Origin of the sequence: Acinetobacter sp. C26M, assembly GCF_023702675.1 — a bacterium.
Taxonomy (GTDB): domain Bacteria; phylum Pseudomonadota; class Gammaproteobacteria; order Pseudomonadales; family Moraxellaceae; genus Acinetobacter.
The window spans coordinates 71,632-85,876 of the sequence record NZ_CP098478.1 but is presented as its reverse complement, the minus strand read 5'-3'; the positions used below and the strand labels follow the sequence as shown (position 1 = coordinate 85,876).

The following is a 14,245-nucleotide window of genomic DNA, read 5'->3' as shown; positions in this document are numbered from 1 at the left end:
AGTGGCAAATTTGGGCAGGATAAAGTGTTGCCAGATAATTTGTTTAGTCTGACTTTTTATTGGTAAAGAAGCACAGGCGAAATTTTTTAAAATGCGGTAAACTATGCCAGATTTATCGAATACTAGTGCCTAAAAAGGCAGCATCAAAGGTGAAAGCGAATGCCGCTGAGTCGTATTGAAGAACTTGTCGCAGATATTCGTGCAGGCAAAATGGTCATCCTTATGGATGATGAAGATCGTGAAAATGAAGGTGACTTAGTCATCGCCGCAACGCATGTTCGCCCTGAAGATATTAACTTCATGATTACCCATGCACGTGGTTTGGTTTGCTTAACACTCAGTCGTGATCGTTGTAAACAACTCAACCTCCCGTTAATGGTTGATCAAAACGGTGCGCAACATGCAACCAACTTCACGCTTTCAATCGAAGCAGCAGAAGGCATCAGTACAGGTATTTCTGCAGCTGAACGTGCGCACACTATTCGTACTGCGGTGGCAGCACACGCAAAACCGAGCGATATCGTTCAACCAGGTCATATCTTTCCATTAATGGCGCAGCCAGGTGGTGTGCTACATCGTGCTGGTCATACCGAAGCAGGCTGTGACCTCACCCGTTTAGCTGGTTTAGAACCTGCCTCAGTGATTTGTGAAATTATCAATGATGACGGTACAATGGCGCGTCGTCCTGATTTAGAAGTATTTGCAGAAAAACACGGTTTAAAAATCGGAACCATTGCAGATCTCATTCATTACCGCATGACCAATGAACAAACCGTTGAACGTTTGTCTCAAGAAAGCATTGAAACCGAATACGGTGCATTTGAACTATATAAGTACCGTGAAATCGGCAACCCAGATATTCACGTTGCCTTAGTCAAAGGTGATCCGAAACAAGGCGTGACCACTGTCCGTGTACATGGCTTCAGCCCGATTCGTGACTTATTAAAATTACATAAAGCTGATGGTTCATCTGCCTGGAATTTAGATCTCGCAATGAAAACCATTGCTGCAAGTGATCGTGGTGTATTGGTGTGGATTGGTCAGGATCATCTAGAAGACCTTGGTCCTGCACTGAACAACTTAAACCAGCCAAAACCACTCAAATCCAATGCTGCATTGTCTCATCAATACCAAACCATTGGTGTCGGTGCACAGATTTTACGTGATTTAGGCGTTGAGAAAATGAAGTTGTTGAGTTCTCCACTTCGTTTCAATGCTTTATCCGGTTTTAATTTAGAGGTAGTGGAATACATCACTGCCGATCAAATCACAGCAAAATAATCGAGGTTGCTATGGCAATTCGCCGAATTGAAGGTTTATTACATCTCGCAAGCGAAGGTCGTTATGCGATCTTAGTCGGTCGTTTCAACAGCTTCGTTGTTGAACATTTACTTGAAGGCGCAATCGACACTCTAAAACGTCATGGCGTTGCAGAAGAAGCGATTACCGTTATTCATGCACCAGGTGCATGGGAACTGCCGATTGTTGCGAAAAAATTAGCAGCTTCAAATAAATTTGATGCCATCATTGCATTAGGTGCAGTGATTCGTGGCAGCACACCTCACTTTGACTTTGTTGCAGGTGAATGTGCAAAAGGCTTAGGCGTGGTTGCTCTTGAAAGCACAATGCCAGTAATCAATGGTGTATTGACTACAGACAGCATTGAACAAGCAATCGAACGTTCTGGTACGAAAGCAGGAAATAAAGGTAGCGAAGCTGCATTGACTGCAATCGAAATGGTTAACTTATTAAAGGCAATTTAAAGCATGTCGCAAACACTTCAGGCCGCTTATGCAGCGAAACGCAAAGCACGTCGTTTTGCTGTACAAGGGATTTATGAATGGCAAATGAGTCAGAACCCAGTACATGAAATTGAAGCACGCACGCGTGTAGAAAATGCCATGCATAAAGTTGACCTTAACTATTACCATGAATTACTCACTCAAGTGATTGCTCAACATGAAGCTTTAGATGAGTTGCTCATTCCTGTACTTGACCGTGAGTTAAGTGCATTGGATGGTGTCGAGCTTGCTACTCTACGACTTGGTGCTTATGAATTACGAGATCATCTCGAAGTTCCATACCGTGTTGTACTTGATGAAGCAATTGAGCTAGCTAAACACTTTGGTGGTGCAGATAGTCATAAATATATCAATGGTGTATTAGACCGTCTTTCATCAAAGCTTCGTGAAGCTGAAAAACAACAAGCAAAATAATAGGCTTGATGTTGTATGGCTGAGTTTTCCATTATTGAACGTTACTTTAAACGTGCATCAAAATCTGATGTCAGTTTAGGTATCGGGGATGACTCAGCCATCGTTACCCCCCCTCCTTCACAACAACTGGTGATCTGTGCAGATACACTGGTTGCTGGTCGTCATTTCCCCTTAGATACTGCTGCTCACGCCATCGGCTGGAAAAGTGTCGCTGTCAATTTATCAGACTTGGCGGCAATGGGAGCAAAACCCCATAGTATTTTACTCGCACTTAGTCTCCCGACTGTTGATCATGACTGGCTGGCTGGCTTTAGTCAGGGCTTGTTCGATTGCTGCGATCAGTTTGGTGTCAGCCTGATTGGCGGTGATACCACCCAAAGTGCTCAACTCACGATTAGTGTGACCGCCTTAGGTTGGATTGAACATGGTCAGGCCATTACTCGCGCAGGCGCTCAAATCGGCGACTATATTTGTGTCAGTGGGCAAATTGGCGATGCTGCGTTTGGATTACAGCATCTCGGACACGCACTACAACAACGCTTAGATTATCCAACCCCACGTTGTCATTTGGGTCAGCAGCTCAAAGGGTTGGCATCAAGTATGATTGATATCTCAGATGGATTGGCTCAAGACTTAGGTCATATTTTAAAAGCATCCAATGTCGGTGCAAAATTACAGCTTGAGCAGCTTCCGCTAGATCTATCACTCAAACAACTTGAATTGCAACAAGCTTGTCATTATGCACTTGCAGGCGGTGATGATTACGAATTATGCTTTACAATATCACCGCAAAACTTCAAAAAACTGTCGCGACAACAATTAGATGTTCCGCTTACAATAATCGGTGAAATTACCCAACAAACTGGATTGTTATTTGAGTATATGGGTCAAGCACACCCATTACATGTTCATGGATACCAACACTTTGCATAAGCCTCCCATTCACTTTAACCAAATGACTTGGTTTGACCGCTTCATCGTATTCTGCGGAGTCGGTTTTGGCTCTGGTTTAGCACCTAAAGCGCCTGGAACTTTTGGTTCTGCCTTTGCATTGTTATTTGTACCACTGTGGTTATATCTGGGTTTGCCAGCAAGTCTCATTGCGATCATATTGATGTCCTTAATTGGCATTTATATCTGTGGGCATACCGCAAAAGTCATCAATGTTCATGATGATGGGCGTATTGTTTGGGATGAGTTCGCAGGTCAATCGATCACCCTTTTACCTTTGCTGTATTTACAGCAAATGAATTGGCTATGGGTCATTGTTGGATTCGTATTATTCCGTATATTTGATGTCTGGAAACCTTTTCCAATTAGTTGGGCCGACCAAAAAGTGTCTGGCGGCTTTGGAATTATGCTGGATGACATTATTGCCGGAATTTGGGCAGCACTCTGTATTTTTATTCTTCATTTTATATTTTGACTTAAGCCATTGAATTAGAGTTAGTTATGTCAACAACTGTTATTATTCTTGCAGCAGGGAAAGGAACGCGAATGCGTTCACAACTACCAAAAGTATTACAACCACTTGCAGGTCGTCCACTGCTTGGACATGTGATTCAAACGGCAAAAAAACTCCATGCCCAAAATATTATTACCATTTATGGGCATGGCGGTGAACTGGTTAAACAAAACTTTGCTGCTGAACAAATCGAATGGGTTGAACAAGCAGAACAACTCGGAACAGGTCATGCCGTGCAAATGACTTTGCCTGTTCTACCTCAAGAAGGTGTTTCACTGATTCTATCAGGCGATGTACCCTGTATTCAGGCAGATACGCTACAAAAATTATTGGATGCATCAACGCAAACAGGCATTGGCTTAGTGACGCTCACTGTAGATGATGCAACAGGTTATGGTCGTATTGTTCGTCAAGATGGCAAAATCCAGGCCATTGTTGAACATAAAGATGCCAACGAAGAACAACGCCAAATTAAAGAATTTAATACAGGCATTTATTGTGTAAACAATGCAAAACTTCACGAATGGTTGCCTCAACTTTCCAATGAAAATGCGCAAGGTGAATATTACCTCACCGATATTGTCGCGATGGCAATCGCAGATGGCTTAGAAGTTGCCTCAGTTGAACCAGAGCTTGCGTTCGAGGTTGAAGGTGTGAATAACCGCTTACAACTTGCTACGTTGGAGCGTCAGTTCCAACAGCAGCAAGCCAAAGAATTGATGCTACAAGGTGTTCACCTTATTGACCCAAATCGTTTTGATTTACGTGGCAGTTTAAAATGTGGACAAGACGTACAAATTGATGCCAACGTCATCATCGAAGGTGACTGTGAACTGGGTGATAATGTACAACTCGGTGCAGGCTGTATTCTGAAAAATACCCGTATTGCTGCTGGTACAAAAGTTCAAGCCTATAGCATTTTTGAAAATGCCATCGTTGGTGAAAATACCCAAATTGGGCCTTTCGCACGTTTACGTCCAGGCGCCAATCTTGCTAATGACGTACATATCGGCAACTTCGTTGAAGTGAAAAACTCAAATATCGGACTAGGCTCCAAAGCCAATCATTTCACCTACTTAGGTGATGCAGATATTGGTGCAAGCTGTAATATCGGTGCAGGAACGATTACTTGTAATTACGATGGTGCAAACAAACACCGCACTGTCATTGAAGACAATGTATTCATTGGTACCAATAACTCATTGGTTGCACCAATCAGAATTGGTCAAGGCGCAACAACTGGTGCAGGATCAACCCTCACCCGAGATGTGGCTGAGCATAGTTTAGCTGTCGAACGCGCAAAACAGTTTGAGAAAGCAAATTATCAACGTCCCCAAAAGTTGAAAAAATAAGAGGATAAAATTATGTGTGGTATTGTTGGTGGCGTTGCTGAACGTTGTGTAACTGATATTTTAATTGAAGGACTTAAACGTCTTGAATATCGCGGTTATGACTCTGCTGGTTTAGCATTACTCAATAATCAAAAAATCTTACGTGAACGTCGTGTTGGTAAAGTTGCCAACTTGGCTGAAGCCGTATCAGAACAGCATTTAACAGGAAATGTGGGTATTGCACACACACGTTGGGCAACACATGGCAAACCAACTGAAAATAATGCGCATCCGCACGTTTCGGGTAATGTTGCTGTGGTTCATAACGGCATCATTGAAAATTACCAAGAGCTTAAAGATGAATTACAAGCGCTTGGCTATGTGTTTACCTCACAAACCGATACCGAAGTTGTTGCACATCTCGTTAACGATGCATTAAAACAGACAGATAGCTTGCTGGAAGCAGTACAAAAAATAACTCCTCGACTGAAAGGTGCTTATGCACTAGGCATTGTACACACTGCACATCCTGATGAACTCATCACAGTTCGTGAAGGTTCACCGCTGGTCATTGGTGTAGGTATAGGCGAGAACTTTATCAGTTCTGACCAATTGGCTTTATTACCAGTTACCAACCGCTTCGTCTATTTAGAAGAAGGCGATATCGCTCGCTTAACCCGTACCAGCATTGAAGTTTTTGCAAATGGTGAGCTTGTAGAACGTCCAATGAAAGAGTTAGATGCAACGGTAAGCAATGCATCTAAAGGTGAATACAAGCACTTCATGCTGAAAGAGATTTATGAGCAACCTGAAGCAATTCAGCAAACCATTTCTCAAGCGCTCAATGGCAATAACTTACGTGAAGATTTCCTCAGCCATGCCAATGCTGATTTTGCCAAAATCCAGCAAATTCAGATCATTGCTTGTGGTACCAGTTACCATGCAGGCATGATTGCCAAATACTGGTTTGAACAACTGATTGGTGTACCTTGCCAAGTTGAGATTGCAAGTGAATTCCGCTATCGCAATCCAGTAATCGTAGCAAATACCCTATATGTCTGTATTTCACAATCAGGTGAAACTGCAGATACACTAGCAGCGTTACGTGAAACACAAAAACGTGCCAAAGCCAACAATATTGACATCAGCACCATGACGATTTGTAACGTTGCGACCTCATCTATGGTACGCGAAACAGATCACCATTTACTGACATTGGCAGGCCCTGAAATCGGTGTTGCTTCGACCAAAGCATTTACCACGCAACTTGCGGCATTGATGCTATTGATCTTAAAAATTGGTCAAGTCAAACAGCGTTTGTCTGCTGCTCAATTTGCTGAGATCACGGAAGCCTTATGGCATTGCCCTAAAGTTATTTTAGATACTTTACAAGGCAATACTGAAATCCTGCGTTTATCGGCATTGTTTGTTGAGAAAAATCACTGCTTATTCTTAGGTCGTGGTACACATTTCCCGATCGCGCTAGAAGGCGCATTGAAACTGAAAGAAATTTCATATATTCATGCCGAAGGTTATGCCGCAGGTGAATTAAAGCACGGGCCATTGGCATTAGTTGACAATGAAATGCCTGTCGTCATCTTAGCACCACATGATGAAATGCTGGATAAACTCAAATCGAATATGGAAGAAGTACAAGCCCGTGGCGGTGAGTTATTTGTATTCGCAGATGAAAACAGTGGTATCCATGGTAAAGATCGCCAACATGTTGTACATATTCCAGCAGTAAATGAATGGTTAGCACCAATTGTTTACAGCGTACCTGTACAACTCTTGTCTTACCACGTCGCAGTGTTACGTGGTACAGATGTCGATCAACCACGTAACCTTGCGAAGAGTGTGACAGTAGAATAATTCTTAGCTCGAAGGAGGGTTCGCCCTCCCTCGAGTTTTCTTTATATTTTTTAGTTAATGAGAATAAAAATTTTAAGTTTAAGCCACATAACGTGTGGTTTTATGATTCAACAAAATGATTGAATTCAAAATAATCACGCCGAAAATTGAGACCAAAATCAGTTTCCAGTCCACAAACAACAACGACGTTAATAAAATCACCACATCAATACCCATTTGCACTTTTCCAGCCGGGATTTTAAAACGTTCCTGTAAATACAAAGCCAATAAATTGATCCCACCTAAGCTCGAACGATGTCTAAATAGAATCAAAAAACTTACACCCATCAATACATTGGCAAAAATCGTGGCGTAAATCGGATTGACATCAGAAAGATGGAAAAATTGTGGAATAATTTCAGTAAATCCAGCCAGTAATGCAACAGCAATAAAGGTTTTCACCACCAGTGCGATGCCCATCTTTTTGTAGGCAAAATAATAGAATGGGATATTAATTAAGAAAAATAAGACACCAAACTTCAGGTCAGTAATGTAATGAATTAACAAAGATAGACCTGCCGTCCCACCTGTCATAATTCCTGCTTGCTGTAGTAAAGTCATAGCAAAAGAAAGAATGAATGTTCCGATCAACATCGCCAACGCATCTTCAATTTTAGAGTGCTGTTCAATCACAGGCATGACTGGACTTACCAGAGATACATTTTGCTCGGTATTCATAACGGTACAACTCAATAGGAGAACAGCTAAAGGGAGAGAGATCTTTCAAAGAAAGACATGGCATATTTGATCATTTTTATTTAAATTTCGCAATTTATTCTTATATTTTCGCCATAAATGCAATTTATATTCAAAATACTTCATTTCGAATAGTCTATATCTTTCAATAAGCCTGCTTTTTTATTTTGCATTAAATGAAATGACAACGAGATCCCTTTTACTTAATCGCAATCCCGTTTTCTTTTAGTTTTTCTAGCACAATTGAGGTATTGAGATTACTGACGCCAAAATTCTTAGAAGACAAAATCCCGATGAGTTTAACCATCTCATCTAAATTTTTAACCGCTACTTTAAGTGCAAAGTCATAACTACCTGTTAATTTATGAATATCTTTCACGGCAGGCTCATGTAGCAGAAACTCAACAAAACGATCATGGGTTGCATCACTATAGTTTTGCAATTTCACTTCAATAATACCCATGATCGGTGCCGGATCTGCACTCAACGCAATTTGAGCATAATACCCGGTAATAATTTTCTTCTGTTCAAGCTGAACACGACGACGAGAACATTGCGAGGTCGACAAACCCACCAATTCAGCAAGTTCCTGATTGGCCAACCGTCCATTCATTTGTAAATGATGGATAATTTTCTGATCAAAATCATCAAGCTCGACTGTCATAAAACGCTCAATTCTGCCTTAAGTCATGTTTTAACTGATGCTGATTCATCAGTTTTAGAAGTTTAACGCCTTTGGATCAATCGTCACAAGCCTATACCAAAATTGCAGCAGCCTGAATGCGTTGAACGCCTTGTTCTAACATGTTATGCCATGCGCTTTGTAATGAACCATTTAAATCAATCGCTTTACAGGCATCTTCAATCACATAGGTTTTAAAACCCATCTGTGCAGCATCCAGTGCCGTCCACGCCACACAAAAATCGGTGGCAATCCCCACAATATAGACCGTATCAATTTGGTGTTCTGTTAAATAGCCCTTTAGACCTGTCGGTGTTTTACGATCTGCTTCCATAAAGGCTGAATAACTATCAATATTGACGTGAAAGCCTTTGCGGATAATCAGTTGCGCGGTTGGAATATCAAGATCGGGGTGGAATTCAGCATCGTGTGTGCCTTGTACACAATGTCTTGGCCATAACACTTGGGTTCCATATGGCAACTCAATGGTTTCAAATGGAACTTGATTTTCGTGATTATCAGCAAAAGAAATATGCTGATCGGGATGCCAGTCTTGGGTCAGCACGACGGTTTCAAACTGACGCGCTAGTTGATTAATCACTGGGATAATTTGATCAGCGTCAGTGACTGCCAAGTTTCCACCCGGTGTAAATCCATTTTGCACATCAACAACAATTAATGCGCTATGTTTTGAATCGCTTTGCATCTCATTATTCAACCTAGATTGCTCCTTGTACAATACGCTGCCTCATTGTTTCTGACTAGCCAAACAGGCACAAACTTTTCATAAGATGAAAATTATTCAAGTTAAAGATGAATGAAAGTTTTCGGCTGTTTGACTAAAGCATATTGTTCTTATGCCGCTGATCAGTCATAATTTGCATAATTGTCATTCAATCGAATTCATTATTGAACGACGAATCAAAATACTGCAACCATCCAATATTTCGTTTCAACTAATTCAATCTCGGATGGGAAAATAGGATAGTTTTTTAAAATGACTCAGCTAGCACAGAATATTCAAGGCTCAATTGTCGCACTCGTCACCCCTATGTTTGAAGATGGTCGCGTAGATTGGAAGAGTCTTGAGAAGCTCGTTGAGTGGCACATCCAACAAGGTACACATAGTATTGTTGCTGTTGGCACAACGGGCGAAGCCTCTACATTAAGTATGGAAGAACACACACAAGTCATCAAAGAAGTGATTCGTGTAGCCAATAAACGCATTCCAATTATCGCGGGTACAGGTGCAAACTCAACTCACGAAGCAATTGAACTAACCAAAGCAGCCAAACAACTCGGTGCTGATGCAGCATTGCTCGTTACGCCATATTATAATAAACCAACACAAGAAGGCTTATATCAACACTATAAAGCAATTGCTGAAGCAGTTGATATTCCACAAATTCTTTATAATGTTCCAGGTCGTACTGGTGTTGACATGCAAAATGAAACCGTGATTCGTTTAGCTGATGTTAAAAACATTGTTGGGATTAAAGATGCAACAGGCGATGTACCACGTGGTCAAGCCCTCATCGAAGGTCTAAATGGTAAAATCGCAGTTTACTCAGGCGATGACGAAACTGCTTGGGAACTGATTTTATTGGGTGCCAAAGGCAATATCTCAGTTACTGCCAACGTTGCACCAAAACAAATGAGCGAAGTTTGTGAAGCTGCCTTGGCAGGTGATAAAGCAAAAGCACAAAGTTTGAATCAACAAATTGCAAATCTACACAATATTTTGTTTTGCGAATCAAACCCAATTCCTGTGAAATGGGCGTTGCATGAGATGGGATATATTAGTACAGGTCTACGCCTGCCTTTAACCGCTCTCGCAGAACAATATCGTGAACCGCTCCGCACAGATCTCAAAACTGCGGGCATTATTTAATACGAGCAATTTATGATGCAATTACGTCTTGGTGTTGTCCTTGTCATTTCAGCTTTAAGTTTGGCTGGTTGTGGTCGTTTTGCCCTCAATAATCATTCTTTAGATTATAAAAAAGCGCAAGCGCTTGAACCACTCAAATTCCCTGAGAATGCAACGGTAAGACCATTCACGCCATTGTATCCAGCCCCAACGGTTGATCCACTTGCGATTCAACATGCGCCAACATTTGAGAACGCAACTGGCAACCGTTATGCATTGCCTCGTCCAGAGTCAATGAAAACTGCAAGCAATACCACTGAAGCGGCAGCAACGACTTTAGGTCGTCCACAATTGGTGATGGATGGGAATAAAAACCCATTACTGAAAGTGGAAGGCCCAACAGCAACTGCATGGCAATATACTTTTGCGACCGTCAACAGCCTCAACTACAAAGTCATTTCTCAAGCAGATCATGGCTATGAAGCGACTATTAAGGTTGGTGATCAGAACTACCTATTGAAGCTTACTGCTGTTGGCTCAAATAACACCATTGCCCTCTTCAAACTTGACACCACTTTTGCAGACCCAGCGGTTGCAACTGAAGTGTTAGCTCAGATTTACCAAAATTGGCCAGCCTAGTCGTTTACTAGGCATTTTTTTCAAAAGGTTCCCCCATGTTAAAACAAACCTTGCTCTATACTGGTAAAGCTAAATCTGTATATGAGACAGACAATGCTGATCACCTGATCTTAGTATTCCGTGATGATGCCTCGGCATTCAACGGTGAAAAAATTGAGCAATTGGACCGTAAGGGCAAGGTCAACAACCGTTTTAACGCCTTCATCATGGACAAATTAGCTGCTGCAGGTATTGAAACGCATTTTGAAAAATTGCTTTCTCCAACTGAAGTGCTGGTTAAAAAACTTCAGATGATTCCAGTTGAATGTGTGATTCGTAACTATGCCGCTGGTTCTCTTTGCCGTCGTTTAGGTGTTGAAGAAGGTAAGGAATTAACTCCGCCAACATTTGAATTGTTCTTCAAAGATGATGCGCTTGGCGATCCAATGGTGAACGAATCTCAAGCGATTGCTTTAGGTTGGGCAACTGCGGAACAACTTGAAAAAATGAAAGAACTCACTTACCAAGTAAATGATGTGCTTAAAGCATTATTCGACGCAGGTAATATGATTCTGGTTGATTTCAAACTTGAATTCGGTGTGTTCCATGACCGTATCGTTTTGGGTGATGAGTTCTCTCCAGACGGTTGCCGTTTATGGGATAAAGATACCAAGAAAAAATTAGATAAAGACCGTTTCCGCCAAGGTTTAGGTGGTGTGGTTGAAGCTTATGAAGAAGTTGCTTCTCGTTTAGGTATTAACTTAGATGATATCTAAGCCTAGCTAAGCTGTTACTTCTAAATAAAAAACCAGTCTATTCAGGCTGGTTTTTTATTGTCTATTCAAAAATAATCGACTTCATTTTAAATATCAATATCATATAAATCATAAACTTAAAATTCATAAAATCAGCTTTGCGAATTTTTTTCTAACCTTATGTTTTTATATTGTTTTTGAAAGTATTTTGATCCTCCTACCATGTTCACAAATGTTTACAAAACTTGAGTTAGAAGATCAAAATGAATGCTCCCATTTTAAAGACTTTTCCTTTAAGTCTAAGTAGTAGTCTGATTCTGCTTGCCCTATATAGCAATGTTCATGCGGCTGAGAACAATCCAATAGAACCCGAACAAGTCAAAACACTCGCGACCATTGTGGTCACAGGAACCCGTGCCAACAATCGCTCACAAACAGAGTCCTTACAGCCGATTGATGTGATTAGTGCCAAAGAACTGACTGAGCGCACCGGCTCTAATGAACTCGGGACTGCACTATCTCGAATTATTCCTTCAATTAATTTTCCACGTCCAACCGTGGTGGATGGAACTGAACTGGTTCGACCTGCTCAACTGAAAGGACTTGCACCTGATCAAGTACTGGTTTTGGTTAATGGTAAGCGTCGCCACACAGGTGCCTTTATTAACCTTGGCGGAACCATTGGTCGTGGCTCTGCCCCAACCGATTTGAATGCGATTCCGATCTCAGCGATTAGCCGTGTCGAAGTACTCCGTGAAGGTGCATCGGCCCGCTATGGTTCCGATGCGATTGCAGGCGTGATTAATATTATTTTGAAATCCAACCCGACGCATGGTGAAGCTGGGATTAAATACGGGATTTATAACAAAGGAGATGGTGAACAAAAACAATCCTTTGTTTCTGGTGGAACTAAACTGAATAATTATGGTTATGCGATTTTTTCAGGGGAATGGCAGGATAGCCAAGCCACCAACCGTGCAGGTGCTGACCTGCGTGATCCAAAATCAAGCACCTATGGACAGCGCACTTTCCGTTTTGGGGATCCAGATTCCGATGAGGTAAAAGCAGCCTTGAATTTAGGTTATGACCTCAGTGATCATGCAGAGCTATATTCTTTTGCGACCTATAGCCATCGTAATGCAGAAACTGCTGGATTCTATCGTTTAAACAATGCCTCCAATAATATTCCTGCTCTTTTTCCAAATGGTTATCTACCCATCATTCAGGGCCAACTCGATGATTTTGGCGCAGTTGCAGGGATCAAAGGTGATTGGTCAGACTGGCATTATGATGCCTCGGTGAATTATGGTTTAAATCGTTATGATGTCGATACCAAGACCATTAATGTTGATCTCTATAAAGATACAGCCACCACACCTTTCGGCTTTCAGAATGGTACGCTGAAAAATGCACAAACAGTGGTGAATTTTGATCTTTCTCGAGAGTTTAATCTTGCAGCCCTTGCAAGCCCGCTGAATGTTGCCTTTGGTACGCAATATTTAAATCAGAAATATCAAATCCAAGCGGGTGATCCAGCCTCCTATTATAAAAGTGGCTCTTCTGGTTTAGCAGGCTTTCGCTCTGCCGATGCAGGTGAATGGTCACGCGACAGTTATGCAGCTTATTTGGATCTAGAAGCCAGTTTGACTGAAAAATTATCTGCATCTACAGCATATCGCCACGAATATTATAATGATTTTGGACATACCGATAATGCATCATTATCTTTGCGCTATGCGATTCATCCAGCTGTTGCGATACGTGGAAGTGCATCTACCGGTTTCCGGGCGCCAAGTCTTGCTCAACAATATTTTGCGCAAACCTCCTCACAACTGGTCAATGGTCAATTTGCTGAAGCAGGAACCTTCCCCACCACGTCATACGTTGCTCAACTACTTGGTGCAGAACAACTCAAACCAGAGAAATCCAAGAACTATAGTGTAGGTTTAGTGCTTACCCCAACTGATCAACTGTATGTGACTTTGGATGCTTATCAAATCGACATTGATAATCGAATTAGTCTGTCCTCCAATATCAATGCCAGCAGTGCGACCGTCCGCCAATACCTGAATTCAAAAGGGATCACCGACACCAACTTCAACACGATTCGTTATTTCAACAATGCCAGCGATACCCGCACGCGTGGTGTTGACTTAGTTGCAACCTATAAATGGACTGCATTGCCTTATGGCGAACTCAATACATCATTGGCCTACAACTACAATAAAAATAAAGTGACCCACGTGGATGGTAATCCTGCCATCTTAGATGCTCTGGGCATTAACCTCACGCGTCTTGATCGTCGAGAGCAATACGGTTTATTGGCTGGCAGTACGCCTGAGCATAAGTTCAGTTTAGCCAATGACTATAAGCTTGGAAACTTCACTGTGAATACCAATGTCACACGTTATGGTAGCTTTAAAACCTTTAGTAATTCAGGCGAAGCCAAAGACCAAAAATTCTCAGCCAAATGGTTACTCGATTTAGCACTTTCTTACCAATATCAAAACTGGAACTTTACCATTGGCGGTGACAATATTACCGATGTTTATCCTGATAAAGATGTTTATGACATCAACCAATCCACAGGCGGTAGCTTGCCTTATAGCCAGTTCTCGCCTTTTGGCTTTAATGGCGCGTTCTATTACGGCAAGATCAATTATCGTTGGTAATAGTCAAAAACCGAGCCAGATGGCTCGGT

Annotated in this window: 14 protein-coding genes; 11 read left to right on the top strand and 3 right to left on the bottom strand. The window is 41.7% G+C overall.

The features are described 5' to 3' along the window. The first annotated feature begins 159 nt into the window (after positions 1-159). Genes ribBA through glmS form a run of 7 tightly spaced genes read left to right on the top strand, consistent with a single transcriptional unit; the run spans position 160 to position 6,884 of the window. The gene (ribBA, locus tag NDN11_RS00390; RefSeq protein ID WP_167248448.1) at positions 160-1,281 is read left to right on the top strand and encodes a bifunctional 3,4-dihydroxy-2-butanone-4-phosphate synthase/GTP cyclohydrolase II; all 1,122 of its coding nucleotides are present in this window, start codon (positions 160-162) and stop codon (positions 1,279-1,281) included. 11 nt (positions 1,282-1,292) lie between these two features. Then, entirely contained in the window at positions 1,293-1,763 is a 471-nt protein-coding gene (gene ribH, locus NDN11_RS00385; RefSeq protein ID WP_004803462.1) for a 6,7-dimethyl-8-ribityllumazine synthase, read from the top strand. A 3-nt stretch (positions 1,764-1,766) separates the two neighbouring features. Then, positions 1,767-2,216, top strand: a complete 450-nt coding sequence (gene nusB, locus NDN11_RS00380; protein ID WP_004803459.1) for a transcription antitermination factor NusB — start codon at positions 1,767-1,769, stop codon at positions 2,214-2,216. 15 nt (positions 2,217-2,231) lie between these two features. Next, complete coding sequence (gene thiL / locus NDN11_RS00375) at positions 2,232-3,149, top strand: thiamine-phosphate kinase (protein ID WP_251110452.1); 918 nt, start codon at positions 2,232-2,234, stop codon at positions 3,147-3,149. Beyond that, positions 3,127-3,642, top strand: coding sequence for a phosphatidylglycerophosphatase A family protein (locus tag NDN11_RS00370; protein WP_167248446.1), 516 nt, complete (start codon positions 3,127-3,129; stop codon positions 3,640-3,642). The genes thiL and NDN11_RS00370 overlap by 23 nt, the downstream gene beginning before the upstream one ends. Positions 3,643-3,668: 26 nt before the next feature. Beyond that, the gene (glmU, locus tag NDN11_RS00365) at positions 3,669-5,033 is read left to right on the top strand and encodes a bifunctional UDP-N-acetylglucosamine diphosphorylase/glucosamine-1-phosphate N-acetyltransferase GlmU (protein WP_251110451.1); all 1,365 of its coding nucleotides are present in this window, start codon (positions 3,669-3,671) and stop codon (positions 5,031-5,033) included. Between the two features lie 12 nt (positions 5,034-5,045). Continuing rightward, positions 5,046-6,884: a glutamine--fructose-6-phosphate transaminase (isomerizing) gene (gene glmS / locus NDN11_RS00360; RefSeq protein WP_167248444.1), complete on the top strand. Its 1,839-nt coding sequence runs from the start codon at positions 5,046-5,048 to the stop codon at positions 6,882-6,884. A gap of 78 nt (positions 6,885-6,962) precedes the next feature. On the opposite strand, the gene NDN11_RS00355 is transcribed toward glmS, so the two are convergent. The 3 genes from NDN11_RS00355 to pncA form a co-directional block, all read right to left on the bottom strand. Next, complete coding sequence (locus NDN11_RS00355; protein WP_167248443.1) at positions 6,963-7,601, bottom strand: YitT family protein; 639 nt, start codon at positions 7,599-7,601, stop codon at positions 6,963-6,965. A 217-nt stretch (positions 7,602-7,818) separates the two neighbouring features. Beyond that, positions 7,819-8,283, bottom strand: a complete 465-nt coding sequence (locus tag NDN11_RS00350; protein WP_167248442.1) for an Lrp/AsnC family transcriptional regulator — start codon at positions 8,281-8,283, stop codon at positions 7,819-7,821. Positions 8,284-8,374: 91 nt separating this feature from the next. Continuing rightward, entirely contained in the window at positions 8,375-9,007 is a 633-nt protein-coding gene (pncA, locus tag NDN11_RS00345) for a bifunctional nicotinamidase/pyrazinamidase (RefSeq protein ID WP_251110450.1), read from the bottom strand. A 291-nt stretch (positions 9,008-9,298) separates the two neighbouring features. On the opposite strand from pncA, the gene dapA reads away from it, so the two are divergent. From dapA to NDN11_RS00325, 4 genes are all read left to right on the top strand, one after another. Beyond that, complete coding sequence (dapA, locus tag NDN11_RS00340; RefSeq protein ID WP_167248440.1) at positions 9,299-10,192, top strand: 4-hydroxy-tetrahydrodipicolinate synthase; 894 nt, start codon at positions 9,299-9,301, stop codon at positions 10,190-10,192. A gap of 15 nt (positions 10,193-10,207) precedes the next feature. Continuing rightward, the gene (locus tag NDN11_RS00335) at positions 10,208-10,810 is read left to right on the top strand and encodes a lipoprotein-34 precursor (NlpB) (RefSeq protein ID WP_167248783.1); all 603 of its coding nucleotides are present in this window, start codon (positions 10,208-10,210) and stop codon (positions 10,808-10,810) included. Between the two features lie 35 nt (positions 10,811-10,845). Then, positions 10,846-11,565: a phosphoribosylaminoimidazolesuccinocarboxamide synthase gene (purC, locus tag NDN11_RS00330; RefSeq protein ID WP_005201682.1), complete on the top strand. Its 720-nt coding sequence runs from the start codon at positions 10,846-10,848 to the stop codon at positions 11,563-11,565. A 242-nt stretch (positions 11,566-11,807) separates the two neighbouring features. Next, on the top strand, positions 11,808-14,216 hold the full coding sequence (locus tag NDN11_RS00325; RefSeq protein ID WP_251110449.1) for a TonB-dependent receptor plug domain-containing protein: 2,409 nt from the start codon (positions 11,808-11,810) through the stop codon (positions 14,214-14,216). Positions 14,217-14,245: the final 29 nt, after the last annotated feature.